Here is a 26,152-nt window from a genome sequence, read left to right on the forward strand (position 1 = left end):
ATACCAAAAAAGCCCAGACGACATTGTCTGAGCATTCTTCTGTATAGGCGTATAACCAAGTTGAGTTTAGCATTTTCAAGCTATTTCTTCAACAAACCTTGTTCTTGTAGAAATTCTTTGGCTACTTGTTCTGCTGACTTGCCTTCAACACCGACTTGGTAGTTGAGCTGGCTCATCTGGCTTTCCGTGATTTTACCAGCCAATTTATTGAGAACTGTCTCCAACTCAGGATGTTTCTTGAGAAGAGCTTCTTTCATAAGTGGTGCCCCTTGATAAGGCGGGAAGAGTTGCTTGTCATCTTCCAAGACCTGCAAATCATAACGCGCCAACTCTGCATCTGTCGAATAGGCATCTGTGATTTGAATATCGCCTGACTGAATTGCCTGATAGCGAAGGGCTGGCTCCATGGTCGCTACGTTGAGATTGAGACCATACATTGATTGCAATCCCTTATTGCCATCTTCACGGTCATTAAATTCGAGTGTAAAGCCTGCCTTCAACTGTCCTTCCACTTTTTTCAAGTCCGAAATGGTCTTCAAGCCATATTCTTGAGCAATTTTTTTCGGAACAGCTACAGCGTAGGTATTTTGATAAGACATAGGTTTGAGATAGGCTAGATGATCCTGTTTGGCAATGCCATCACGCGCCACCTGATAAACCTGATCTGGCTCATGACCCACTTTAGGTGATGGCTGAAGCAAACTTTCAGTCACCGTACCAGTAAATTCAGGATAGATATCAATATCCCCTTTTTTCAGAGCTTCATAGAGGAAGCTTGTTTTCCCAAAATTCGGCTTAACAGTCGCAGTCATACTGGTATTTTCTTCAATCAGCAACTTATACATATTGGCCAAGATTTCTGGTTCAGGCCCCAATTTCCCAGCAATCACCAAGTTTTCTTTCTCTTTTTGAGCCAAGAGGGCTGGACTATAAGACAGACCGAGCAATATGGTCACCAAGGCAAAACCAGAGAAAATCGTCCGCAATTTTGCTTTTTCCATCACTTTTAGTAGGAAGTTAAAGGCAATAGCAAGCACTGCAGAAGAAAGGGCCCCAATCAAAATCAGACTAGTATTATTACGGTCAATTCCCAAAAGGATAAAGGAACCCAGTCCGCCAGCCCCAATCAAGGCTGCCAAGGTCGCCGTACCGATAATCAAGACCGCTGCCGTCCGAATCCCAGACATTATGACAGGCATGGCAAGTGGAATTTCAAATTTCTTGAGACGCTCCCATCTGGTCATCCCAAAGGCAATCCCAGCCTCTTGCAGACTTGGATCAATTCCCTTTAACCCCGTGATGGTATTTTGCAAAATCGGGAAAATCGCATAAATCACTAGTGCTGTCAAAGCAGGCAAGGTTCCAATTCCCATCAAGGGAATAAAGAGTCCTAACAAGGCCAGAGACGGAATGGTCTGGAAAATCCCTGCAATCTGCAAGACCCAGTCCGCCATCTTTTCATGATAACGAAGATAAACAGCCAAGGGAATCGCGATAAAAATAGCTAGTAACAAGGTTAAAAGTGACAACTGCAAATGTTGAGATAGAGCTGTTACCCAATCACCAAAACGATCCTGAAAAGTTGATATCAAATTAGTCATGAACACTACCTCCAAACAAGTCTGCTACAAAGTCTGTTGCAGGAGCCTTTAAAATCATCTCAGGATTCGCCACCTGACGAATCTCTCCATCCTGCAAGACAGCAATACGGTCCGCTAATTTCAAAGCTTCATCCGTATCATGGGTCACAAAAATCGTTGTCATCCCAAACTCCTTATGCAATTCTTTCGTCAGAACCTGTAGCTGTTTTCTCGAAATAGCATCCAAGGCTGAAAAAGGTTCATCCATGAGGAGAATCTTAGGCTGACCAATCATGGCACGGACAATACCGACCCGTTGTTGCTCCCCACCAGACAGTTCACTAGGAAGACGATGACCATAGTCAGCTACTGGCAAGCCAACTTTTTCCAAGAGCTCTTCTGTTTTCTGAGCAATCTCTTCCTTGCTCCAACCCTTCATCTCAGGAATGAGGGCAATATTTTCCGCAACCGTTAGATTGGGGAACAGAGCAATAGCCTGTAAAACATAACCAGTAGAAAGGCGAAGCTCACGCTCATCATAGTCTTTGATGCGCTTGTTATCCATATAAATATTTCCATCAGTGGGTTCCAAAAGACGGTTAATGATCTTAATCATGGTCGTCTTACCGGACCCAGAAGGTCCAACTAAAACCATAAATTCCCCATTCTCAATCCGTAAATTGACATCTCTCAAAACATCTTTTTCTGTGTAGCGTAGCGCTACATTTTTATATTCAATCATTCTTTGTCCTCAATTTTTACGATAACCTTGCCAAAAGATTGGCTACTTTCCAGATAAGCATGTGCATCCTGGATTTGTTCAATAGAAAATACTTTTTCAGGTCGTACATCTACCTGATAACGCTCTACAAAGTCCACCAAAGCTTGAAGCTTGCTTTGAGACACATTACCAGAAGCAAAGGTTGTTAAGTAGAGATTACGATAAAGCATTTCGATCGGGTCAAAGTCTGGAATAGTCCATTGACCGCCCAGCAAGCCAAAAGAACAGATGATACCACCATCTGCCGTCCGAGCAAATGTATCAAAAATAGCACTCGGACCGACAAGATCCAAGACCTTGTCAAACTGCTCTTCCGTTTGCAAGACACCGTCCTTGTCCAAAATCACCTGGTCAAATCCTGCCTCTTTTAATTGCATTTCCTTGCTCAGACTACGGCTACTTCCCGCTAGATAGACATTTGGAAATTGCCCCTTGAGAAGTTTTGCAAAAGCAAGCCCAACACCACTCGTCGCTGCTCGAACCAGAACTCGGTTTCCCTCTTCAATCTTGAGATTGAAATAAGAGCCAAATGCTGTATAGTAGGTTTCAGGCAGAGCGATTAAACTTTCCAAAGCAAGCCCTGTCCTCACAGGATAAACCTGTTCATCTGGTAGCAAAACATACTCAGCATAACCACCATCAAAAGCGCGCCCCATTTCTCCCATTATGGAGATGACTTGCTGCCCGACCTGCAAATCGGGACGATTGGTCTCCTCTACAAGTCCCACACATTCAATTCCTAAAATCCGTGGGAATTGAACGGACGGTGATAGTCCTTGACGAGTAAAAATCTCGCTATGGTTGATTCCAAATCCTTGCACCTTGACCAAGGTCCAACCTTCTTTAACAGTCGGTTTTGGAACTTCCACAACCTGCAGAACTTCTGGTCCCCCAGCTTCCTTGACAAGCACAGCTTTCATCTTAGTATCTCCTTTTAAAACTTCCCTCGGTTGGTCAAGTCTTCTACCTTAGGCATAACTTCCTTATTATCCCAATGCTCCACAATCAAGCCATTCTCCAAACGGAAGATATCGTACTGGGCATAGGCAACTCCGTCAATCTGAGTCTGGCCATAGCTAACCACATAATTTCCTTGTCCCAAAAGCTGGAAAACAAAGTCGAAAGTAACCCCGTGCTCAGCCACATAGTTTTTATAAGCATCACTTCCTTGTCCAATCTCATGATTATGCTGAATCAAATCGTCCGCCACATAATCACTCCACTGCTCCAGTTCCCCATTTTGGAAAATTTCTGTCAAGAAACGGCGAACCAACTTTTTATTTTCTGCTGTCTTATCCAGATCATTGATCTCAAAATCTCCAAAAACCTGGTCTAATTGGTCATTTTCAGGTGTTCGATAGTAGTCAATAACATCCCAATGCTCCACGATACGACCATTCTCATCCGCACGGAAAGTATCTGTCGTCACCCATTGAGCTTCCCCACCATTGAGATATTGATGAACATGGACGAAGACTAGATTGCCGTCTTCAATAGTGCGAACAATCTTCATCTCACGCTCGGGATGGCGCTCAAAGAAATTTGCAAAGAAAGCCGCAAACCCTTCTTTCCCATCTGGCACACCTGTCGAGTGTTGAATGTAGGTATCCCCTACTGACTGAGCTTGAGCCTCGGCAACACGCCCATCTTGAATGGCATGAATATATAGATTTTGTGCATTTTCAACTTGTTTTGACATGATTTATTCCTCATTTGCTTTCTCTTTCAGATTGTCCAAAATGCGTTCTTGATAACTTTCAAACTGGCGAATTTCTTCCTCTGAGAAGCCTTTATAAAAAATAGCATCCAACTTTTGACTGATGCGATGGCCCACTTCTTTCTGGGACCAACCCTGCTCTGTCAACTTGACATATTTCTTTCTCTTATCTATTCCACATGGACTAATAATGACCAGGTTTTGCTCCTCAAGTTTCTTTAGCATGGTTGTTAGCGTATTGTTGGCGAGACCAGTCGCAAGCGCAATATCTGTGGCCGTAGCACAACCTGTCTCACTATTCCATAAAACCGCTAAAATCTTGCCCTGTTCACTCCGATAAAGAGCCTCAGGATCCTGACTCAGTAACTTTTGAAAAATCCGCCCATTCAACAAACGAATATGATGGGCTACCAAATGACTATCTTTCATAACACCTCCAATTTGTTTCTATATCGAATTATTTTTATTGTAACACCTCTCGTTCCATCTGTCAACTATTTCGATTTAGAAATAATTTTCACCAACAAAAAAGACCTCCTACCTAAAGTAGAAGATCTTCGTTCTTGAGTAACTTAATCTGTCATTTCAGACACCAGTGTTCGATGTTCCAGTGGTAGACTGCACATAACTAGCAAGAAGATGAATCCTGACTGAATCCAAAAGAGAGCCAAGTCAAAAATTCCATGTACAGCAACTACTGTAAGGAAGGAGAGATAAAGACCGATAATTGGTCGTTTGCCAGACTCCTGACTCATATCCATCATCATGTGAACCGGGATTACCGATGAAATGGATAGGAGAATGGTTCCAATCAAACCATAACTTAAAATAGTATCGATATAAAGACTATGCGCGTGTTCATGATAAGGTGCATGGATTCTCGGGAAAGAATTCATATAGGTCAGTGGACCCTCACCCCAAATCGGATTTTGCTTGAACAAAGTCATACCCGCATTCCAGATTGAAACACGCTCCTCCATTGAAGAATCTAGCGTTCCCATACGGACACCCAAATCGCTTGAGAAGAGGAAACAAAGGCCAATCCCGAAAACACCAATACTGAGCCAGAAGGCACGCCAGTTTTTAATGGTTGTAAAGAGATAAATGATGGCACCAGCGATGATGGCAGGAAAGGCTGTTCTGTTTTGCGTAAAATTCAAACCAAATAGATTCACAAAACCTGCTAGCACACAAAAGACTTTCAACCATCTTAACTTCGTCGTTGTAAAGAGGTAAAAGGCAATCATGATACAGAAGCAACAAATGATCCCATAGTAGTTAGGATTAAAGAAGGTGACCTCTGCACGGTTCTGGTGCCATACTTGCATATTAGGCGAAAGAAAGGCATAGTTAAATTTCTTTACAATTTGGAAATGCTCCAAGGTAGCGAAAGCCGCAGAGAGCACACTACCAAACAAGATTGTCTGCAGTATCATTCGAAAGAAAGCATGTGTCAGACGTTTCTGGTAAAAACTAAAGAAAATGAGGAAGAGAAACATCAGTAAAGATGCAACCAATCCAAGCCAGTTCTTGGCGACGATAGAGATGATACTACTGTAGGCAATAAAAAAGAGAAGTACAGGATGTTTGGCCAATCCTTTGATAATTCCCTTCATCTCCCCAGTAACAAGTAAACCTATCAAATATAAAGCAAAAAGCGCTAAGAACAAATAAAAAGGTAAAAAGATACTTATGATCATCAAATACAAAAAGAAATCTTTTTTCGAAAGCCCTCTTATCTTATCCAGTAATCCAATTGATTTCAAAACGGATCCTTTCTGTTCTGGATTTCTCCAGAAGATAAATGCTAAACTATCTTTATATTCTACCATTTTTTCCGTCATTTGGGAACAATGAACACGCTACCAAAAAGAAAATATCAGTGAATATTTAGAAAAATTTTTAAGGAGAGAAATTTTACAAAGCAATTATTGCTCCCCTACAACTATTCATTTCCCTAAATTAAAGAAAGCTGTGGTAGAATAAAAGAAAGCTATAAAAATCACTATAGAACAAATCTGTATAAAGGAAAATCAATGAAATCACACCAACTAGTCTACCAAATATTAGCTAGAGAAAACGATTATGTTAGCGGAGAAAAAATCGGAGAAGAACTGAATTTAAGCCGTACATCTATATGGAAAGCGATCCAACGTCTTCAACATGAAGGCCTAGAAATTGACAGTATCAAAAATAGAGGCTACAAACTTATTCAAGGCGATTTGATATTGCCTGAATTGATTCAAGAGAACACCAACTTAACCATTCGCTACAAACCTGAGACAAAATCAACCCAAACAGATGCAAAAGAAGGGATTGAAGTTGGAAACAAAGGAAATACACTCTATCTTTCAACCTGTCAAACAGCAGGTCGTGGCCGCTTTCAGCGCCCCTACTATTCTCCATCTCAGGGTGGAATCTATACGTCCCTGCATATTCAACCCAATCTTCCCTATGAAAAACTCCCATCCTATACTCTCCTTGTAGCTGCTGCGGTCTACAAAGCCATTAAAAATCTAACTATGATAGAAGTAGATATCAAATGGGTAAATGACATCTACTTTAAGAATAAAAAAATAGCAGGTATCCTCACTGAAGCGATGACATCAGTTGAGACAGGCTTGGTTACAGACGTCATTATCGGACTAGGTATAAATTTTTCTATAACAGACTTCCCAGAAGACCTAAAAGAAAAAGCAGGCAGCCTATTTATGCCACCTGCACCAATTAGTCGTAATCAGCTCATCAGCGAAATATGGAATTGTTTCTACAATACGGATTCAGATGAACTACTTTATATCTATAAAGAAAGATCAATCGTTCTTGGAAAAGAAGTTACCTTCCAGCTAGATGGAAAATTGAAAAAAGGTCTTGCAAAAGAAATCTCAGAATCCGGCCAACTTCAAGTCGAACTTGAAGATAAACATACTATCTGGCTAAATAGCGGAGAAATATCACTAACAAATTGGTAATAAACAAATCCCCCTTTTAACGATTTAGAAGGGAGATTTACATACAAAAAAAGAGCCTAGCAGCTCTTATCGTACGGAGAATGGGGGATTCGAACCCCCGCGCCGGTTACCCGACCTAACGATTTAGCAAACCGTCCTCTTCAGCCTCTTGAGTAATTCTCCTATTAATGGGCACGAGTGGACTCGAACCACCGACCTCACGCTTATCAGGCGTGCGCTCTAACCACCTGAGCTACGCGCCCAAGTTCAAAAACTTGGTATGAACTTTCGTTCAAAGCGGGTGACGAGAATCGAACTCGCGACAACAGCTTGGAAGGCTGTAGTTTTACCACTAAACTACACCCGCTTAATAAAACAATATATGGCGCGAGACGGAATCGAACCGCCGACACATGGAGCTTCAATCCATTGCTCTACCAACTGAGCTACCGAGCCAAATTGCGGGAGCAGGATTTGAACCTACGACCTTCGGGTTATGAGCCCGACGAGCTACCGAGCTGCTCCATCCCGCGTTAATATAAAAAGGAGGATGTGGGATTCGAACCCACGCACGCTTTTACACGCCTGACGGTTTTCAAGACCGTTCCCTTCAGCCGGACTTGGGTAATCCTCCATTATTTACAATGGACCTTGTAGGACTTGAACCTACGACCACTCGGTTATGAGCCGAGAGCTCTAACCAGCTGAGCTAAAGGTCCAACAAGATCAATATAGCGGCGAAGGGGATCGAACCCCCGACCTCCCGGGTATGAACCGGACGCTCTAGCCAGCTGAGCTACACCGCCATGAATCGGGAAGACAGGATTCGAACCTGCGACACCTTGGTCCCAAACCAAGTACTCTACCAAGCTGAGCTACTTCCCGCGCTAAATAAAAAAATGCACCCTAGAGGAGTCGAACCTCTAACCGCCTGATTCGTAGTCAGGTACTCTATCCAGTTGAGCTAAGGGTGCTCATCATTATATGCCGAGGACCGGAATCGAACCGGTACGATCGTTACCAATCGCAGGATTTTAAGTCCTGTGCGTCTGCCAGTTCCGCCACCCCGGCCTCTCTAAGCGAACGACGGGATTCGAACCCGCGACCCCCACCTTGGCAAGGTGGTGTTCTACCACTGAACTACGTTCGCATCGACCTCTTATTCTATATAAAAAAATGCCGGCTACATGACTTGAACACGCGACCCTCTGATTACAAATCAGATGCTCTACCAACTGAGCTAAGCCGGCTACTTTCTATTATGCGGGTTAAGGGACTTGAACCCCCACGCCGTTAAGCGCCAGATCCTAAATCTGGTGCGTCTGCCAATTCCGCCAAACCCGCAAATATGACCCGTACTGGGCTCGAACCAGTGACCCATTGATTAAAAGTCAATTGCTCTACCAACTGAGCTAACGAGTCTAAAATAACTTCCGTTATCTTAAACGGTCCCGACGGGAATCGAACCCGCGATCTTCGCCGTGACAGGGCGACGTGATAACCGCTACACTACGGGACCTATGGGAGTTAACGGGATCGAACCGCTGACCCTCTGCTTGTAAGGCAGATGCTCTCCCAGCTGAGCTAAACTCCCAAAAAGGAAGTCTCTAAACTTCCTATTCTGCTAAGCGACTTCCATATCTCACAGGGGGCAACCCCCAACTACTTCCGGCGTTCTAGGGCTTAACTGCTGTGTTCGGCATGGGTACAGGTGTATCTCCTAGGCTATCGTCACTTAACTCTGAGTAATACCTACTCAAAATTGAATATCTATCAAATACCAAGAAAACCTCACACTTCGTATTCTCAGTTACTTTGGATAAGTCCTCGAGCTATTAGTATTAGTCCGCTACATGTGTCGCCACACTTCCACTTCTAACCTATCTACCTGATCATCTCTCAGGGCTCTTACTGATATAAAATCATGGGAAATCTCATCTTGAGGTGGGTTTCACACTTAGATGCTTTCAGCGTTTATCCCTTCCCTACATAGCTACCCAGCGATGCCTTTGGCAAGACAACTGGTACACCAGCGGTAAGTCCACTCTGGTCCTCTCGTACTAGGAGCAGATCCTCTCAAATTTCCTACGCCCGCGACGGATAGGGACCGAACTGTCTCACGACGTTCTGAACCCAGCTCGCGTGCCGCTTTAATGGGCGAACAGCCCAACCCTTGGGACCGACTACAGCCCCAGGATGCGACGAGCCGACATCGAGGTGCCAAACCTCCCCGTCGATGTGAACTCTTGGGGGAGATAAGCCTGTTATCCCCAGGGTAGCTTTTATCCGTTGAGCGATGGCCCTTCCATACGGAACCACCGGATCACTAAGCCCGACTTTCGTCCCTGCTCGAGTTGTAGCTCTCGCAGTCAAGCTCCCTTATACCTTTACACTCTGCGAATGATTTCCAACCATTCTGAGGGAACCTTTGGGCGCCTCCGTTACCTTTTAGGAGGCGACCGCCCCAGTCAAACTGCCCGTCAGACACTGTCTCCGATAGGGATAACCTATCCGGGTTAGAGTGGCCATAACACAAGGGTAGTATCCCAACAACGTCTCCTTCGAAACTGGCGTCCCGATCTCATAGACTCCTACCTATCCTGTACATGTGGTACAGACACTCAATATCAAACTGCAGTAAAGCTCCATGGGGTCTTTCCGTCCTGTCGCGGGTAACCTGCATCTTCACAGGTACTAAAATTTCACCGAGTCTCTCGTTGAGACAGTGCCCAAATCATTACGCCTTTCGTGCGGGTCGGAACTTACCCGACAAGGAATTTCGCTACCTTAGGACCGTTATAGTTACGGCCGCCGTTTACTGGGGCTTCAATTCATACCTTCGCTTACGCTAAGCACTCCTCTTAACCTTCCAGCACCGGGCAGGCGTCACCCCCTATACATCATCTTACGATTTAGCAGAGAGCTGTGTTTTTGATAAACAGTTGCTTGGGCCTATTCACTGCGGCTGACCTAAAGTCAGCACCCCTTCTCCCGAAGTTACGGGGTCATTTTGCCGAGTTCCTTAACGAGAGTTCTCTCGCTCACCTGAGGCTACTCGCCTCGACTACCTGTGTCGGTTTGCGGTACGGGTAGAGTATGTTTAAACGCTAGAAGCTTTTCTTGGCAGTGTGACGTCACTAACTTCGCTACTAAACTTCGCTCCCCATCACAGCTCAATGTTATAGATATAAGCATTTGACTCATATCACACCTCACTGCTTAGACAGACACTTCCATTCGTCTGCTTTAGTTAGCCTACTGCGTCCCTCCATCACTACATACTCTAGTACAGGAATATCAACCTGTTGTCCATCGGATACACCTTTCGGTCTCTCCTTAGGTCCCGACTAACCCAGGGCGGACGAGCCTTCCCCTGGAAACCTTAGTCTTACGGTGGACAGGATTCTCACCTGTCTTTCGCTACTCATACCGGCATTCTCACTTCTATGCGTTCCAGCACTCCTCACGGTATACCTTCTTCACACATAGAACGCTCTCCTACCATACCTATAAAGGTATCCACAGCTTCGGTAAATTGTTTTAGCCCCGGTACATTTTCGGCGCAGGGTCACTCGACTAGTGAGCTATTACGCACTCTTTGAATGAATAGCTGCTTCTAAGCTAACATCCTAGTTGTCTGTGCAACCCCACATCCTTTTCCACTTAACAATTATTTTGGGACCTTAGCTGGTGGTCTGGGCTGTTTCCCTTTCGACTACGGATCTTAGCACTCGCAGTCTGACTGCCGACCATAATTCATTGGCATTCGGAGTTTATCTGAGATTGGTAATCCGGGATGGACCCCTCACCCAAACAGTGCTCTACCTCCAAGAATCTTGATGTCGACGCTAGCCCTAAAGCTATTTCGGAGAGAACCAGCTATCTCCAAGTTCGTTTGGAATTTCTCCGCTACCCACAAGTCATCCAAGCACTTTTCAACGTGCCCTGGTTCGGTCCTCCAGTGCGTCTTACCGCACCTTCAACCTGCTCATGGGTAGGTCACATGGTTTCGGGTCTACGACATGATACTAAGGCGCCCTATTCAGACTCGGTTTCCCTGCGGCTCCGTCTCTTCAACTTAACCTCGCATCATATCGTAACTCGCCGGTTCATTCTACAAAAGGCACGCTCTCACCCATTAACGGGCTCGAACTTGTTGTAGGCACACGGTTTCAGGTTCTATTTCACTCCCCTCCCGGGGTGCTTTTCACCTTTCCCTCACGGTACTGGTTCACTATCGGTCACTAGGGAGTATTTAGGGTTGGGAGATGGTCCTCCCAGATTCCGACGGGATTTCACGTGTCCCGCCGTACTCAGGATACTGCTAGGTACAAAGACTATTTTAAATACGAGGCTATTACTCTCTTTGGCTGATCTTCCCAAATCATTCTTCTATAATCTTTGAGTCCACATTGCAGTCCTACAACCCCGAAGAGTAAACTCTTCGGTTTGCCCTCCTGCCGTTTCGCTCGCCGCTACTAAGGCAATCGCTTTTGCTTTCTCTTCCTGCAGCTACTTAGATGTTTCAGTTCACTGCGTCTTCCTCCTCACATCCTTAACAGATGCGGGTAACAGGTAGTACCTGTTGGGTTCCCCCATTCGGAAATCCCTGGATCATCGCTTACTTACAGCTACCCAAGGCATATCGTCGTTTGTCACGTCCTTCTTCGGCTCCTAGTGCCAAGGCATCCACCGTGCGCCCTTATTAACTTAACCTTATTTTTTGACCTTTCAGTCATAAACTCTTTTAATACTACAGCGTTTCGGTTCATTTTCTTGTTACTATTTGATATAGATATTCAATTTTCAATGTGCATTACTTGGTGATCTCTCACCAATGGAGCCTAGCGGGATCGAACCGCTGACCTCCTGCGTGCAAAGCAGGCGCTCTCCCAGCTGAGCTAAGGCCCCACAAGACCTCTCAAGACTAAACAAGACCAATGTGCAGTTCCTTATCCTTAGAAAGGAGGTGATCCAGCCGCACCTTCCGATACGGCTACCTTGTTACGACTTCACCCCAATCATCTATCCCACCTTAGGCGGCTGGCTCCTAAAAGGTTACCTCACCGACTTCGGGTGTTACAAACTCTCGTGGTGTGACGGGCGGTGTGTACAAGGCCCGGGAACGTATTCACCGCGGCGTGCTGATCCGCGATTACTAGCGATTCCGACTTCATGTAGGCAAGTTGCAGCCTACAATCCGAACTGAGACTGGCTTTAAGAGATTAGCTTGCCGTCACCGGCTTGCGACTCGTTGTACCAGCCATTGTAGCACGTGTGTAGCCCAGGTCATAAGGGGCATGATGATTTGACGTCATCCCCACCTTCCTCCGGTTTATTACCGGCAGTCTCGCTAGAGTGCCCAACTGAATGATGGCAACTAACAATAGGGGTTGCGCTCGTTGCGGGACTTAACCCAACATCTCACGACACGAGCTGACGACAACCATGCACCACCTGTCACCTCTGTCCCGAAGGAAAACTCTATCTCTAGAGCGGTCAGAGGGATGTCAAGACCTGGTAAGGTTCTTCGCGTTGCTTCGAATTAAACCACATGCTCCACCGCTTGTGCGGGCCCCCGTCAATTCCTTTGAGTTTCAACCTTGCGGTCGTACTCCCCAGGCGGAGTGCTTAATGCGTTAGCTGCGGCACTAAACCCCGGAAAGGGTCTAACACCTAGCACTCATCGTTTACGGCGTGGACTACCAGGGTATCTAATCCTGTTTGCTCCCCACGCTTTCGAGCCTCAGCGTCAGTTACAAGCCAGAGAGCCGCTTTCGCCACCGGTGTTCCTCCATATATCTACGCATTTCACCGCTACACATGGAATTCCACTCTCCCCTCTTGCACTCAAGTTAAACAGTTTCCAAAGCGTACTATGGTTAAGCCACAGCCTTTAACTTCAGACTTATCTAACCGCCTGCGCTCGCTTTACGCCCAATAAATCCGGACAACGCTCGGGACCTACGTATTACCGCGGCTGCTGGCACGTAGTTAGCCGTCCCTTTCTGGTAAGATACCGTCACAGTGTGAACTTTCCACTCTCACACTCGTTCTTCTCTTACAACAGAGCTTTACGATCCGAAAACCTTCTTCACTCACGCGGCGTTGCTCGGTCAGACTTCCGTCCATTGCCGAAGATTCCCTACTGCTGCCTCCCGTAGGAGTCTGGGCCGTGTCTCAGTCCCAGTGTGGCCGATCACCCTCTCAGGTCGGCTATGTATCGTCGCCTTGGTGAGCCGTTACCTCACCAACTAGCTAATACAACGCAGGTCCATCTGGTAGTGATGCAATTGCACCTTTTAAGCAAATGTCATGCAACATCTACTCTTATGCGGTATTAGCTATCGTTTCCAATAGTTATCCCCCGCTACCAGGCAGGTTACCTACGCGTTACTCACCCGTTCGCAACTCATCCAGAGAAGCAAGCTCCTCCTTCAGCGTTCTACTTGCATGTATTAGGCACGCCGCCAGCGTTCGTCCTGAGCCAGGATCAAACTCTCATTAAAAGTTTGAGTTCTCACTCATTTCTGTCACTGACAGATTTATTGTTTTTTCATTGTTCAGTACTATAACCTCAGTTATAGTGCCCTGCACATTGGTTCGTCTTGTTCAGTTTTCAAAGGTCTTTGTCACTCATTCTCTCTCAAGCGACAACTATATTAGTATATCACAGCTACCTGTCTCTGTCAACAGATTTTTTAAACTTTTTTCAAGTTTTTTTAACCGCAATACACCATAGTCCGTACGGGATTCGAACCCGTGTTACCGCCGTGAAAAGGCGGTGTCTTAACCCCTTGACCAACGGACCTGAGCTTTTCAACTCTTTCTATTATACCTACTTTTTTACCTTTGTCAAGGACTTTTTTCAGTGAATTTAATTTTTTCTTTTCTTCACTAATTTAACCACTGCTTCTGTTCGTGCAGTGTGGGGAAACATATCGACCGACTGGATATACTTGAGATCATAGACTTTTACTAGTTTAACCAAATCTCGTGCCAAGGTTGAAACATTGCAGGATACATAGACCATTTTTTTTGGAACATAGGTCAGAATGGTATCCAGTAGCTTATCATCTAAGCCTGTACGAGGAGGGTCGACTATCAAGGCATCCGCTCGGTAGCCATCTTGATACCAGCGTGGAATAATCTCTTCTGCTGTCCCCGCTTCGTAATGGGTATTGTCAAACCCCATTTTTTGAGCATTTCGCTTGGCATCTTCAATAGCTTCCGGAATAATATCCATTCCTCTGAGACTCTTGACCTTCTTTGCGAAGGCAAATCCGATCGTCCCAACACCGCAATAGGCATCGATTAGATGGTCTTCTTTGCTGACATCCAGAGCCTTAATTGCTTCACTATAGAGAATTTCTGTCTGCTCCGGATTAAGTTGATAAAAAGCTCGGGGCGAGAGAGAAAACTCATAGTCGAGTACTCCTTCTTGAATGCTCTCTTGGCCCCAGATAATTTCCGTCTTTTCACCATAGATTTCACTTGTTTTTGCTGTATTTGTATTGACTGCAACTGTGACGACTTCTGGAAAATCCTTGACTAAGTCTTTGACCAGTTGATTTAAATTAAGCTGGCGATTTGTGACAATGATAATCTGAACTTGCCCCGTTTTTCTTGCTCTGCGTACCATGATAGTACGAACGCCTAACGTTTTTCTCTCATCTGTAATTGGAATTTGGTGGTAAGTAAGAAGTTCAGCTAGGCGATTCGCTATTACTTGGGTTTCCTTATCTTGCACCAAACAGTCTTTCAACTCTACGAGATAATGAGAGTTTTGCGCATACAAACCTGCCTTGACCTGATTTTTAAATTTCCGAGTCTGGAATTGAAGCTTAGCACGGTAGTACTTTGGTTCCTGCATTCCGATAGTTGGACGGATTTCATAGTTTTCATATCCTGCAGGAGCAAATTTTTTCAGGGCTTGATGGAGCAGATCCGTTTTGAACTCTAACTGTTTATCATAGTGGAGGTGCATGATTTGGCAACCACCACATTCATTATAAATCGTACAAGCTGGCACGACTCGAAATTTAGACTTCTTATTAACCTTTAGTAATTTGGCTTCAACAAAGTTGCGTTTAATAGAAGTAATTTGACAATAGATGTCTTCTCCTTTGAGGGCGCCTGGCACAAAAACGAGGGTTTTCTGATAGAAACCGATTCCCTCACCATTGATGCCCATCCGCTTGATTTTTAAAGGTATTTTTTGTTTGACTTTCAGATTCATACCCCTATCTTATCACATTTTAGGGTATAATAGAACTATGAAAATCACAAAACTTGAAAAGAAAAAACGTCTCTACTTGATGGAGTTAGATGGACAGCAAACATCATATATCACGGAAGATACCATTGTCCGTTTTATGTTGTCTAAAGATAAGGTGGTTAGCACTGAAGAATTGACCGAGATTCAGGGCTTTGCTCAGTTTTCTTATGGTAAGAATCTCGCCCTCTACCATCTATCATTTAAGGCTCATACTGAAAAGGAAGTGAGAGAGTATCTGAAAAAGTATGATCTTGATGAAACAATCACTAGTCAAGTTATCGCTAATCTTAAAGAAGATAACTGGATAAATGATCGTCAGTATGTCTACTCTATCATCAATGCCAATCAACTTTCTGGAGATAAGGGACCCTATGTGCTAGCTCAAAAACTGTCTCAAAAAGGGATTGCCAAATCAACGATTGAAGAGGTTTTAAAGGATTTTGATTTTTCAGAGGTCGCTCAACGTGTAGCGGAGAAACTTCTTAAAAAATACACGGGAAAACTTCCCGCTCGTGCCTTGCAGGATAAAATTATTCAAAACTTGACGAACAAAGGCTTCTCCTATTCTGATGCTAAAAGTGCCTTTGATAACTTGGACAGTCAAGTCGACCAAGAAACGACTCAAGAACTCATTTTTAAAGAGCTAGACAAACAATATACTAAATACGCTAGCAAATATGAAGGTTACGAACTAAAGCAACGTTTGACCCAAGTTTTAGCTAGAAAAGGCTATGATTTTTCGGATATAGCAAGCGCTCTCAGAGAATATCTTTAACATTTTCAGGTAAAATTCAAAAAAATTAGACCAATTTATGATATAATAATAGACGATAAACTTATAAATTGTAGAAAGTTGGTTAGTTATGAAACTTCCAAAAGAAGGCGACTTTATTACAATTCAAAGTTATAAGCATGATGGGAGTCTTCACCGTACTTGGCGGGACACCATGGTACTAAAAACAACAGAGAACGCTATTATCGGCGTCAACGACCACACACTTGTTACCGAAAGTGACGGTCGTCGTTGGGTGACTCGAGAACCGGCTATTGTTTACTTTCACAAAAAATATTGGTTTAATATCATTGCCATGATTCGTGATAATGGGATTTCCTACTATTGCAATATGGCAAGTCCTTACTATCTCGATGAAGAAGCCCTGAAATACATTGATTATGATTTGGATGTCAAGGTCTTCACTGATGGTGAAAAGCGTCTCTTGGACGTTGAAGAGTATGAGCGCCATAAACGCAAAATGAAGTATTCTGATGATTTAGACTATATTTTGAAAGAGCATGTTAAAATCCTTGTTGATTGGATTAACAATGGACGCGGTCCTTTCTCAGAGGCCTATGTCAACATTTGGTACAAACGCTACATAGAACTAAAGAATCGGTAAAGTTGTCAAACTGGGGTGAAAACCCTGGTTTTTTTATTTGAAAAACCCAGCTTTTCAGCTGGGTTGATTTCTATATATCTAATTTAGTGACAGTAAACTTGATGTGGGAATAGTCTTTTTCAACATCCTTATCCAACAAGAAAGCCGTGGCATCCTTCTTAACCTGAACCAGGTCAATATTCTGGGCTTGAGCTGCATAGACGCATCCACAATAACATTGACGATAGATATCATACTCCTCGCACATCTCCACCGAACGCTTGTAGCCTTGATTTTTCTTGAAATCACTTGGGAGATAGTGGGTGGTGTAAATCTTTTGCACATCGATTCCGATGCTGTTGATGGTTTGAGAGTTCTTATGGGGACTGATGGTCAAAGCTGAACCAAAGTAGTCAAAGCCCAAGTCCATAGCTACCTGTGCTGTTTTATCCAAACGGTAATCAAAACAAACCTTGCAACGATCGCCACCTTCGGGTTCTTCTTCCAGTCCTCTGACTAACTTCCGGTATTCATTGGGTTCATAAGGCGCTTCTAAATACTGAACCGTATTTCCTGTCCTCTCATTGAAATCACTGACAAATTTCTTGGTGACGTAAGCTCTCTTGTGGTATTCTGCCTTAGGATGGATATTGGAATTGGCAAAATAGATGGTCACATCAGCGTACTTGGTCAGATACTCTAGGGTGTAGGTACTACAAGGAGCACAGCAAACATGCATGAGAATAGTGGGACGTTGCTCATTTTTCTCCCAAATCTGTACCATTTTTTGCATAACACGGTCATAATTAATCTTCTGATTGGGATTCATCTTGCTCAGAATTTCTTCTACATCGATCATGTTCTTCTCCTTTTTCTAGTTTTATTTTATCATATAAGTTAGGAGAGCTCAAATCTATTTAGAAGAGAAAACCTTAAAAGGAGGGATTATGTTCCCTCCTTTTGTGTTTTTTATAAGTTGCTTTTACATCATCCCGCCCATCATGCTTGGATCCATTGCTGGAGCTGGGGCTACTGGTTCTGGTTTATTGGCTACGACTGCTTCTGTTGTTAAAATCAAGCTAGCTACAGAGGCTGCATTTTGAAGGGCTGAACGGCTCACTTTAACTGGGTCGATGATTCCCTCTTCAATCATGTTGACCCACTCGCCAGTTGCTGCGTTGAAGCCTGTACCAACTTCAGCATTTTTCAAACGGTCAATGACGATAGACCCTTCGAATCCTGCATTGTGGGCGATTTGACGAACTGGTTCTTCCAAGGCGCGGAGAACAATATTGCGTCCTGTTGCTTCATCTCCTGTCAATTCCAAATCAGCAACGGCTGGAATGACATTGGCAAGAGCAGTTCCACCACCTGCAACGATTCCTTCTTCAACGGCTGCACGAGTAGCGTTGAGGGCATCTTCAATGCGGAGTTTCATTTCTTTCAACTCAGTTTCAGTTGCAGCACCGACCTTGATGACTGCGACACCACCTGACAATTTTGCCAAGCGTTCTTGCAATTTTTCGCGGTCAAATTCAGATGTTGTAGTTTCAATTTGTGACTTGATAACCGCAACACGGTGGGAAATGGCTTCAGGATTTCCAGCACCTTCTACGATAACCGTGCTATCTTTGTCCACAGTTACTCTCGCTGCTTGACCTAGCGCCTCAATAGTAGCGTCTTTCAACTCAAGACCAAGATCTTCTGTGATGACTGTTCCGCCTGTCAAGATAGCGATGTCTTCTAACATAGCCTTACGACGGTCACCAAAGCCAGGGGCCTTAACTGCTACTACGTTGAAGGTTCCACGAATCTTGTTCAATACAAGAGTCGGAAGAGCTTCACCATCCACATCATCCGCAATAATCAAGAGTGGACGATTGCTTTGGAGAATACTTTCTAGGAGTGGCAAGATTTCTTGGATATTTGAAATCTTCTTATCAGTAATCAAAATGTATGGATTTTCGAGGTCAGCCACCATTTTTTCGCTATCTGTCACCATGTACTGTGATAGGTAACCGCGGTCAAACTGCATCCCTTCCACGACTTCAAGCTCTGTTTCCATACCACGTGACTCTTCAATAGTAATGACTCCGTCTTTACCAACTTTTTCCATGGCTTCAGAGATGTATTCGCCGACTTTTTCAGAACGAGAAGATACAGCGGCAACCTGAGCGATGGCTTCTTTATTGGCAACAGGGATGGCATTGTTTTTCAAGGCTTCTACAGCTGCGGCAACCGCTGCTTCAATCCCACGACGAATGCCGATTGGGTTGGCACCTGCAGTGACGTTTTTAATTCCTTCGCGGACGATAGCTTGAGTCAAGACTGTTGCAGTTGTCGTTCCGTCACCTGCGATATCATTGGTTTTTGAAGCTACTTCTGATACCAATTTGGCACCCATATTTTCAAAATGGTCTTCCAACTCGATTTCTTTGGCAATGGTCACCCCGTCATTGGTAATCAATGGTGAGCCAAATGATTTTTCCAACACAACATTACGACCTTTTGGTCCTAAGGTTACTTTAACAGTGTCTGCTAGGATATCAACACCACGAACCATGGCTGAACGAGCATCAGATGAAAATTTAATTTCTTTTGACATACTTACTTTCTCCTTCTATTCTTCAATGATAGCCAAGATGTTAGCTTCGCCTACGATGATATACTTTTCATCGCCATCTTTGACATCAATACCTGCGTGAGCTTCAACTAAGACACGGTCTCCAGGCTTAACGCTTGGAGCAACCAAGTCACCGTTCAAGGTACGAACCCCTTGTCCAGTAGCTACAACTTGGGCTGTTTTTGTTTTTTCTTGGGCTGAGCCCGCAAGGACAAAGCCTCCAACAGTTTGTTCTTTTTCTTCGATTTTCAAGACCACACGGTCTCCTAATGGTTTCAACATCTGTTTTCCTCCATGATGAAATACATATTATTAGCACTCTTTGTATCTGAGTGCTAATTCATAGTTCTATTGTATCACTTGGTCAGAAATAGTCAAGAAAAAAGTCTGACTTTCTCAAGATAAAAAGCCTGAGATTGACTCAGACTTTTCAATGTTTAAAATGGCAATTCTTCCTCTTCCAAGACCAAATCTGCCAAATCCTGTCCTGCGTTATTTTCACGCATAGCACGTTGGGCGCGGCTTTCCAAAAGTTGGAATCCTGTGGCAAGGACTTCAGTCACATAGTTCATCTGGCCATTTTTCTCAAAGCGACGGGTACGAAGTTCTCCATCCACAGAGATAAGACTACCTTTAGTTGCGTAGCTTGCCAAGGTTTCAGCCAATTTCCCCCAAAGAACCAAATTGACAAAATCAGCTTCACGTTCACCGTTTTGGTCTTTGTAACGACGATTCACAGCGATAGTTGCTCGCGCTACTGACTTGTCATTGTTGGTTTTGTGCAATTCTGGTGTAGACGTTAAGCGCCCGATCATGATAACTTTATTATACATATTTTCTTCCTCCTACTTATCTATTCGCAAGGAATCAAAAAAAGTTACAGAAATTTGTAACTTTTCGAAGAAATTTTTTATTTTTTATGAACCATGAAACCTGTTGCCTGTTGATTGGCCATAATGGTCATATCTGTAATCTGCACACGACGAGGCTGACTGGTCACATAGACCACCGTATCTGCGATATCTTGTGCCTGCAAGGCCTCAATTCCTTGATATACGGTCGCAGCTCGCTCTTTGTCACCGTGGAAACGTACCGCAGAAAAATCTGTTTCGACAATTCCTGGCTGAATGGTGGTCACCTTGATATCCGTTGCGATGGTATCAATTCGCAGGCCATCTGAAAAGGTTTTAACTGCTGCCTTGGTGGCTGAATAAACTGCTGCACCCGCATAGGCATAGATTCCTGCGGTCGATCCCATGTTGATAATATGACCCTGATTGGCTTTTACCATTGCTGGCAAGAAACAGCGAGTAACTGCCATCAAACCCTTGACATTGGTATCCAACATGGTCAGCATATCCAACTCTTCGTAGTCCTGATAGGGAGCCAAGCCAAGAGCTAGTCCGGCATTATTGACCAAGATATCAATCTGCCCTATCGTTTCCAAAATATCGGAGCAGACAGTCTTGACCATGGTCATATCCGTGACATCCAGTGCAAAGGTCCAAACGGTTTGATTTGGAAACGTTTCTGCAAACTCTGACTTGAGGGCTTCTAGTCTGTCTGTCCGTCGCCCAGTTAGGACGACATTCTCCCCCTGCTTCAGATAAGCACGCGCAATGGCTTCACCGATTCCTGAGGTCGCTCCTGTAATCACTACATTTTTCGCCATCTTATCCCCCTCTATCTGGTCTATCAAATACCGACAATTTCCTAGGCCGTCCAGTGTTTGGCTGGGTCAAATGGAGTTCCGACAACTTGTTCTTCTGATAATTCAATAACCCCACGTTTTTGCGGAGCATTTGGCAAATGCAACTCACGTGGGCTACACATCATGCCAAAACTCTTTTCACCACGAAGCTCGCCTGGAAAAATGAGATTTCCTTTTGGCATCATCGCTCCAGGAAGAGCTACAATGGTTTTCAACCCAACACGCGCATTAGGTGCTCCTGCCACGATTTGAACTGTCTTGTCACTTGCGACTGCAACTTGGCAGATGTTGAGGTGGTCACTATCTGGATGAGCTACCATCTCGATAATCTCACCGACAACAAACTTAAGTTCTTTGTCATTGACAATCTCTTCTGCAAAGCCTTCCGCTCGCAATTCTTGGTTCAAACGTTCTACTTGTTCATCTGTCAAAAAGACTTGACCACGCTCTGCAATTTCAAACAAACTTGAAACTTCGAAAATATTCCAAGCCACTGTTTCTCCATTTTCTTTGAGGAAAACACGGGCTACTTTGCCTTTGCGCTCCACGTCCAGTTTGGCATCTCCGCTATTTTTCACGATGACCATAAGGACATCGCCGACATGCTCTTTGTTATATGTAAAAATCATTGTTTCCCTCTTCTCCTATTTCAGTCCTGCTAAAAAGTCGTTAATTTCTTCCTTGCTTTTACGGTCGCGATTGACAAAACGGCCGATTTCCTTGTCCTTTTCTAGCACAACAAGGCTAGGAATGCCGTACACATCCCAGAGTTTGGCCAGATCCAGATACTGGTCTCGGTCCACTCGAATAAATGTGAACTCTGGATTGGTCTCCTCAATCTCTGGCAAGGATGGATAGATATAACGACAATCGCCACACCAGTCTGCCACAAAAAGGAAGACCTTCTTGCCATCTTGCTCGACAAAACCTGCTAGTTCTTCTATACTATTGGGAGTAATCATAAGACTTCCTCCTCATAGACCAGGTCTTCATTTTCATAGACAAAGGTATAGTGACGACCATCCTCGAAAACGACTCCTCCGACGAGTCGCTCTAGGCTACTTTCGTAGACTTGAACATAGAGGGTCGCAATCTCACCCATATCTGAGAAAAGTTCGCGCACGATAGCGGTCAACTCTTCTTGAGTCTTCATGAGTTTGTGGTTATCTGCTGCTTTTTTAGCCCCCAAAGCAAGGGCACTTAGACCAGCCACAGTCAAGCCAGTCATCCATAATTTCTTAGCTTTCATACCATTCATTGTAACACAAAAAGGGCTCTAGGACAAATAGGGAAGCCGTATACGAGCAAGGAAAATCTCTTACCTCAGTGAGTCTAATTCTTATTGCCAGGCACCTGAGTTGCCAACGTAGTAGCCATCTGGTGTGTAGGTATTGCGAAGCATCTTACCTGATGAAGCTAGATAATACCACTTACCATTGTCTTTGACCCAATCATTCGCAATCATGGCACCAGAAGAACTTACATAATACCATTCTCCCTTGTCAAAAATCCAAGTGCTTGCTTTCATAGAGCCTGAAGTTGATAAATAGTACCACTTGCCTTGGTCGTAAAGCCAATCACTAGCAATCATAGCTCCTGATGATTTAAAGGCATACCATTTGCCACCTTGATAGAGCCAAGTTTGATTAAACATAATCCCTTTATCATTCATAAAGTACCAAGTTCCATTGTCTTTAACCCAAGCATTTTGAACTAGTTGGCCTTGTTTTTGATAGTACCAATTTTGGTCTGATTTTAGCCAGCTTTCTGCTTTTACAATCGGATAAAGTTCTCGGAAGGCTCCTCCCCCCTTGTAGGAATGACTGATAGATTCTGGTTTTGTAAGTTTTAACTCACCATTGTCAAGGTCTTTCCAAGCATAAACTTTTTGACCATTGACAGTCTCTGGTAAGGTGGCAGTGTAAGTCTTGGTTTGATAGTCCCATTTAGCATCAAGGTAAGTGTATTGATCATTTGATTCGTTAATACGGTAGTAGCCTCTCTTTCCACCTTCATGATGTACATCGTCAACCACTTTCGTTGACCAGGTCTTTACTTCATTTCCGCTCTTGGCTTCTACCTTGATATCTCCTCTATAGCCATATGGAACATAGAAATTCAGGTAACGCCCCTCTACACCAATCATAGACTTGTCCTTTTCTTGACCTAGGAAATTGACAGTCTGATCTTGACCATTGAGACTAACCGTCCACTCGATTTTCTCGGTTTTTGGCAAATCCAAGACTTTGATATCCACTTCATGACCATTGTTAAAACGAAGAATCTTGCCATCTTGATACTGCACTCCACACTTAATAACCCATTCTTCTTTAAGCTCAAATGCCTGCCCTGAATGAGGAAAAGTCAGTAAAGCTAGACCTGCTAGAGACAAACCAAATAGTGTGATTTTTTTCATTGTAGTTCCTCCTTAGGATTTATTATGTTAATTATATCACTATCTATTTTTTTTGCAAATCTTATCCTAAATATGCAAGCAAAAAACCTCTGAGATTATTCTCAGAGATTAGAAGATAACTAGTTACTATTTTCAACTGCTGCAGTAACAAAGGCAGTGTAGAGTTCTTCTGGACGGTTTGGACGGCTGGAAAGTTCAGGGTGATACTGACAAGCCACAAAGAATTTATTTTCAGGAATTTCCACAATTTCGACCAAACGATTATCAGGTGAAACTCCTGAAAAGACAAAACCTGCTGCCTCAAACTGTTCACGAAAGGCGTTGTTAAACTCATAACGGTGACGGTGACGACGTTGCACCACTTCTTGATTATGATAAGCAGTTGCTGCCTTAGAACCACGTTTCAACTTAGATGGGTAAAGTCCCAAACGAAGGGTTCCACCCATATCTTCAACATCAACCTGATCACGCATGATATCAATGATAGGATATTTTGTTTCTGGTGCAAGTTCAGCAGAATTGGCACCTTCAAGACCCAAAACGTGACGAGCAAACTCGATACAAGTCAACTGCATTCCTAAGCAGACACCCAACATTGGAACATCATTTTCACGCGCATAACGGATGGCTTGGATTTTCCCTTCCGTACCACGTTGGCCAAAACCTCCTGGTACGATGATTCCGTCCGCATCCGACAAGAGCTCTGCCACATTTTCTGCTGTCACATCATTGGCATTGACCCAATTAATCTTCACTTCTGCGTCGTTGGCATAACCAGAGTGTTTCAAGGCTTCGACCACAGAGATGTAGGCATCTTGCAACTCCACATACTTACCAACGAGAGAAATCTTGACTTGTTTTTTCAGGTTCATGACTTTGTCCACCATAGCTGACCATTCTGCCATATCCGCTGCTGGTGCATCTAATTTCAAATGATCACAGACAATTTGGTCCATGCCTTGCGCCTGCAAGTTCAATGGAATTTGGTAAAGGTGTTCGACATCCAAAGACTCGATAACAGCTTCTGGAGCCACGTCACAAAACTGAGCTAGTTTGTTTTTAATTCCTTGACCAGCTGGTTTTTCTGTACGAATGACCAACATATTTGGCTGGATTCCCAATCCACGCAATTCTTTTACAGAGTGTTGAGTTGGCTTGGTCTTCATTTCACCAGCAGCCTTGAGATAAGGAAGCAAGGTTGTATGAATGTACATGACATTATCCGCACCCACATCTGCCTTCATCTGACGAAGGGCCTCTAGGAATGGCAAGGACTCGATATCCCCAACAGTTCCACCAACCTCTGTGATAATGACATCAGAGTCAGTCGTTACAGCAGCACGCTTGATTTTTTCTTTCAAAGCATCTGTGATATGAGGAATGACTTGAACAGTTGCGCCAAGGTACTCGCCACGGCGTTCTTTACGAAGAACTTCACTGTAGATTTTACCAGTGGTCACGTTGGAATATTTGTTAAGATTGATATCAATGAAACGTTCATAGTGACCCAAGTCCAAATCTGTCTCAGCTCCATCATCTGTCACAAAGACTTCCCCGTGCTGGTAAGGACTCATGGTTCCCGGATCGATATTGATATAAGGGTCAAACTTCTGAATAGTCACTTTGAGACCACGATTTTTCAAGAGACGCCCCAGACTGGCTGCGACAATCCCTTTCCCAATAGACGACACCACACCACCAGTTACAAAAATATATTTCGTAGACATAGATTCCTCTTTCTAAAATGCTCAAGGTCTTGTTAACTACGAGGGGAGATAGAAAACAAGACCCTTATGAATAACGACATTTCAAGAAAACTTCCTGAAAAAACAAAAACAGCTCCCTAGTAACTAGGGAGCCCCGACCTCTAAAAGAGGTGCCCGAACAATATAATACCTCAAAGCAGATCATTTGTCAACCCGAATTGGTAAAAGATCAAAAAAGGAGATTGTTTTCAGAAAAAAACTAAAGATCCGCATTCAAACGGGCAACACGCTCAAGGAACAAAAAAGGAGATCCAGCGATCTCCTTCTTAAGGCACTTTACTCTTCTTCACTTGTTTCAGCGTCATCGTCAGAAAACTCGTCGTCTTCTTCGTTGAGATCCACGTCTTCACCCAAGTCATCAGGGGCGATTTCGTTTATTTCCGCATCGTAAGCTTCCACTTCATTTTTCTCATCATCTGGATTTTCATCATCGTATGAAAGAGCTGGATCTGCTTCGTATGCGTCTTCGTCTTCTGGATCATCCGCATTGTAGTCAATGGCATCTGAATCTCCATCCATGAAGGCATTGACACGCTGCTTCTTAGCTTTTGGTGCTACTTCATCATCATCACTTTCTTCAAGAGCGATGATTTCTTCGTCAATTTCGTCTACACCATACCATGAACGAAGACCCCATTTGTTGTCTCCAAGTGAGATGAAGCTACCGTCAAAGTTCAACTCTGTGTAGAACAAAGGCAAGGCTTCACGAATATCGCTGTTTGATGTTCCAAGGTAGTTTTGAATTTCATTTACAAGATCGCTAAAATGCATCTCATTATCGCGACCACGAAGTTCCAAGATAGCACGCGCTACCTCAATCATAGATAGTTCACTTTTTTCTTGCCCAGCAAATACTTCTAATTCCAAAGCGTTTCTCCTCATTTTTACTACTATCGCCAGAGCAAACAGACTCTGACCTCATTTTATCATGTACTCTTTATTGTACGATAATT

Annotated in this window: 21 protein-coding genes, 19 tRNA genes and 3 rRNA genes; 3 read left to right on the plus strand and 40 right to left on the minus strand. The window is 43.9% G+C overall.

Annotation, left to right across the window (positions count from 1 at the left end):
• Positions 1–80 precede the first annotated feature (80 nt).
• The 6 genes from BWR56_RS07540 to BWR56_RS07565 all read right to left on the minus strand — a co-directional run bounded on the left by BWR56_RS07540 (position 81) and on the right by BWR56_RS07565 (position 5,844).
• Positions 81–1,601 (minus strand): ABC transporter permease/substrate-binding protein, encoded by a 1,521-nt coding sequence (locus tag BWR56_RS07540; RefSeq protein WP_049505591.1) that lies wholly within the window; start codon positions 1,599–1,601, stop codon positions 81–83.
• Complete coding sequence (locus BWR56_RS07545) at positions 1,594–2,322, minus strand: ATP-binding cassette domain-containing protein (protein ID WP_049505590.1); 729 nt, start codon at positions 2,320–2,322, stop codon at positions 1,594–1,596. Before BWR56_RS07545 ends, BWR56_RS07540 begins: the two co-directional genes overlap by 8 nt.
• On the minus strand, positions 2,319–3,281 hold the full coding sequence (locus tag BWR56_RS07550; RefSeq protein WP_049505589.1) for a zinc-binding dehydrogenase: 963 nt from the start codon (positions 3,279–3,281) through the stop codon (positions 2,319–2,321). The genes BWR56_RS07545 and BWR56_RS07550 overlap by 4 nt, the downstream gene beginning before the upstream one ends.
• A gap of 14 nt (positions 3,282–3,295) precedes the next feature.
• Positions 3,296–4,060, minus strand: coding sequence for a nuclear transport factor 2 family protein (locus BWR56_RS07555; RefSeq protein WP_049505588.1), 765 nt, complete (start codon positions 4,058–4,060; stop codon positions 3,296–3,298).
• Positions 4,061–4,063: 3 nt separating this feature from the next.
• The gene (locus tag BWR56_RS07560; RefSeq protein ID WP_049505587.1) at positions 4,064–4,507 is read right to left on the minus strand and encodes a MarR family winged helix-turn-helix transcriptional regulator; all 444 of its coding nucleotides are present in this window, start codon (positions 4,505–4,507) and stop codon (positions 4,064–4,066) included.
• A gap of 143 nt (positions 4,508–4,650) precedes the next feature.
• On the minus strand, positions 4,651–5,844 hold the full coding sequence (locus tag BWR56_RS07565; RefSeq protein ID WP_049505666.1) for an O-antigen ligase family protein: 1,194 nt from the start codon (positions 5,842–5,844) through the stop codon (positions 4,651–4,653).
• Between the two features lie 270 nt (positions 5,845–6,114).
• On the opposite strand from BWR56_RS07565, the gene birA reads away from it, so the two are divergent.
• On the plus strand, positions 6,115–7,050 hold the full coding sequence (gene birA / locus BWR56_RS07570; protein ID WP_049505586.1) for a bifunctional biotin--[acetyl-CoA-carboxylase] ligase/biotin operon repressor BirA: 936 nt from the start codon (positions 6,115–6,117) through the stop codon (positions 7,048–7,050).
• 74 nt (positions 7,051–7,124) lie between these two features.
• Here birA and BWR56_RS07575 read toward each other — a convergent pair.
• The 23 genes from BWR56_RS07575 to rlmD form a co-directional block, all read right to left on the minus strand.
• A tRNA-Ser gene (locus BWR56_RS07575) sits at positions 7,125–7,212 on the minus strand.
• A 6-nt stretch (positions 7,213–7,218) separates the two neighbouring features.
• Positions 7,219–7,292, minus strand: a tRNA-Ile gene (locus tag BWR56_RS07580).
• Positions 7,293–7,325: 33 nt separating this feature from the next.
• Positions 7,326–7,396 (minus strand) — tRNA-Gly (locus BWR56_RS07585).
• Between the two features lie 16 nt (positions 7,397–7,412).
• Positions 7,413–7,485 (minus strand) — tRNA-Phe (locus BWR56_RS07590).
• A 3-nt stretch (positions 7,486–7,488) separates the two neighbouring features.
• Positions 7,489–7,562: transfer RNA gene (locus tag BWR56_RS07595), tRNA-Met, on the minus strand.
• Between the two features lie 11 nt (positions 7,563–7,573).
• A tRNA-Ser gene (locus BWR56_RS07600) sits at positions 7,574–7,663 on the minus strand.
• 11 nt (positions 7,664–7,674) lie between these two features.
• A tRNA-Ile gene (locus tag BWR56_RS07605) sits at positions 7,675–7,748 on the minus strand.
• Between the two features lie 13 nt (positions 7,749–7,761).
• Positions 7,762–7,835: transfer RNA gene (locus BWR56_RS07610), tRNA-Met, on the minus strand.
• Between the two features lie 5 nt (positions 7,836–7,840).
• A tRNA-Pro gene (locus tag BWR56_RS07615) sits at positions 7,841–7,914 on the minus strand.
• 15 nt (positions 7,915–7,929) lie between these two features.
• Positions 7,930–8,003: transfer RNA gene (locus tag BWR56_RS07620), tRNA-Arg, on the minus strand.
• 11 nt (positions 8,004–8,014) lie between these two features.
• Positions 8,015–8,100 (minus strand) — tRNA-Leu (locus BWR56_RS07625).
• 7 nt (positions 8,101–8,107) lie between these two features.
• Positions 8,108–8,179: transfer RNA gene (locus BWR56_RS07630), tRNA-Gly, on the minus strand.
• 27 nt (positions 8,180–8,206) lie between these two features.
• Positions 8,207–8,279: transfer RNA gene (locus BWR56_RS07635), tRNA-Thr, on the minus strand.
• Between the two features lie 12 nt (positions 8,280–8,291).
• Positions 8,292–8,373: transfer RNA gene (locus tag BWR56_RS07640), tRNA-Leu, on the minus strand.
• A gap of 5 nt (positions 8,374–8,378) precedes the next feature.
• A tRNA-Lys gene (locus BWR56_RS07645) sits at positions 8,379–8,451 on the minus strand.
• 24 nt (positions 8,452–8,475) lie between these two features.
• Positions 8,476–8,548, minus strand: a tRNA-Asp gene (locus BWR56_RS07650).
• Between the two features lie 2 nt (positions 8,549–8,550).
• Positions 8,551–8,623: transfer RNA gene (locus BWR56_RS07655), tRNA-Val, on the minus strand.
• A gap of 29 nt (positions 8,624–8,652) precedes the next feature.
• Positions 8,653–8,768: ribosomal RNA gene (rrf, locus tag BWR56_RS07660) — 5S ribosomal RNA — on the minus strand.
• 76 nt (positions 8,769–8,844) lie between these two features.
• Positions 8,845–11,745 (minus strand): 23S ribosomal RNA (locus BWR56_RS07665).
• Between the two features lie 122 nt (positions 11,746–11,867).
• A tRNA-Ala gene (locus BWR56_RS07670) sits at positions 11,868–11,940 on the minus strand.
• Between the two features lie 51 nt (positions 11,941–11,991).
• Positions 11,992–13,538: ribosomal RNA gene (locus tag BWR56_RS07675) — 16S ribosomal RNA — on the minus strand.
• The 16S, 23S and 5S rRNA genes sit together here with 19 tRNA genes alongside, the layout of an rRNA operon.
• A 230-nt stretch (positions 13,539–13,768) precedes the next feature.
• Positions 13,769–13,840, minus strand: a tRNA-Glu gene (locus BWR56_RS07685).
• Between the two features lie 66 nt (positions 13,841–13,906).
• Entirely contained in the window at positions 13,907–15,268 is a 1,362-nt protein-coding gene (gene rlmD / locus BWR56_RS07690; RefSeq protein ID WP_049505063.1) for a 23S rRNA (uracil(1939)-C(5))-methyltransferase RlmD, read from the minus strand.
• Between the two features lie 37 nt (positions 15,269–15,305).
• Here rlmD and recX point away from each other — a divergent pair, with 37 nt between their 5' ends.
• Together recX and ntdP are read left to right on the plus strand one after the other, a co-directional pair.
• Positions 15,306–16,082 (plus strand): recombination regulator RecX, encoded by a 777-nt coding sequence (gene recX / locus BWR56_RS07695; RefSeq protein WP_049505065.1) that lies wholly within the window; start codon positions 15,306–15,308, stop codon positions 16,080–16,082.
• Positions 16,083–16,170: 88 nt separating this feature from the next.
• A complete protein-coding gene (gene ntdP / locus BWR56_RS07700) occupies positions 16,171–16,704 on the plus strand; it encodes a nucleoside tri-diphosphate phosphatase (protein WP_000775318.1) in 534 nt (177 codons plus the stop codon).
• 70 nt (positions 16,705–16,774) lie between these two features.
• Here the strand turns inward: ntdP and BWR56_RS07705 are convergent, their stop codons facing one another.
• From BWR56_RS07705 to rpoE, 11 genes are all read right to left on the minus strand, one after another.
• Positions 16,775–17,542 (minus strand): epoxyqueuosine reductase QueH, encoded by a 768-nt coding sequence (locus BWR56_RS07705; RefSeq protein ID WP_076984767.1) that lies wholly within the window; start codon positions 17,540–17,542, stop codon positions 16,775–16,777.
• A 123-nt stretch (positions 17,543–17,665) separates the two neighbouring features.
• A complete protein-coding gene (groL, locus tag BWR56_RS07710; protein WP_000031557.1) occupies positions 17,666–19,288 on the minus strand; it encodes a chaperonin GroEL in 1,623 nt (540 codons plus the stop codon).
• Positions 19,289–19,303: 15 nt separating this feature from the next.
• Entirely contained in the window at positions 19,304–19,588 is a 285-nt protein-coding gene (gene groES / locus BWR56_RS07715; RefSeq protein ID WP_000917326.1) for a co-chaperone GroES, read from the minus strand.
• Positions 19,589–19,743: 155 nt separating this feature from the next.
• On the minus strand, positions 19,744–20,139 hold the full coding sequence (locus BWR56_RS07720; RefSeq protein ID WP_000282459.1) for a single-stranded DNA-binding protein: 396 nt from the start codon (positions 20,137–20,139) through the stop codon (positions 19,744–19,746).
• Between the two features lie 77 nt (positions 20,140–20,216).
• Positions 20,217–20,978: an SDR family NAD(P)-dependent oxidoreductase gene (locus tag BWR56_RS07725; RefSeq protein ID WP_049505070.1), complete on the minus strand. Its 762-nt coding sequence runs from the start codon at positions 20,976–20,978 to the stop codon at positions 20,217–20,219.
• A 41-nt stretch (positions 20,979–21,019) separates the two neighbouring features.
• A complete protein-coding gene (ytpR, locus tag BWR56_RS07730; RefSeq protein WP_049505071.1) occupies positions 21,020–21,646 on the minus strand; it encodes a YtpR family tRNA-binding protein in 627 nt (208 codons plus the stop codon).
• Between the two features lie 15 nt (positions 21,647–21,661).
• Entirely contained in the window at positions 21,662–21,979 is a 318-nt protein-coding gene (locus tag BWR56_RS07735) for a thioredoxin family protein (RefSeq protein WP_049505072.1), read from the minus strand.
• Positions 21,976–22,275, minus strand: a complete 300-nt coding sequence (locus BWR56_RS07740; RefSeq protein WP_033583672.1) for a DUF4651 domain-containing protein — start codon at positions 22,273–22,275, stop codon at positions 21,976–21,978. The genes BWR56_RS07735 and BWR56_RS07740 overlap by 4 nt, the downstream gene beginning before the upstream one ends.
• Positions 22,276–22,356: 81 nt before the next feature.
• Positions 22,357–23,433 carry an N-acetylmuramoyl-L-alanine amidase family protein gene (locus BWR56_RS07745; RefSeq protein ID WP_196769360.1) on the minus strand — a complete coding sequence of 359 codons (1,077 nt, stop codon included), beginning with the start codon at positions 23,431–23,433 and terminating at the stop codon, positions 22,357–22,359.
• 119 nt (positions 23,434–23,552) lie between these two features.
• A complete protein-coding gene (locus BWR56_RS07750) occupies positions 23,553–25,160 on the minus strand; it encodes a CTP synthase (RefSeq protein ID WP_076984768.1) in 1,608 nt (535 codons plus the stop codon).
• Between the two features lie 315 nt (positions 25,161–25,475).
• Positions 25,476–26,066, minus strand: a complete 591-nt coding sequence (gene rpoE, locus BWR56_RS07755) for a DNA-directed RNA polymerase subunit delta (protein WP_049478925.1) — start codon at positions 26,064–26,066, stop codon at positions 25,476–25,478.
• Between the last annotated feature and the right edge of the window lie 86 nt (positions 26,067–26,152).

This window comes from Streptococcus oralis, assembly GCF_001983955.1.
In the GTDB taxonomy this organism is placed as follows: domain Bacteria; phylum Bacillota; class Bacilli; order Lactobacillales; family Streptococcaceae; genus Streptococcus; species Streptococcus jiangnanensis.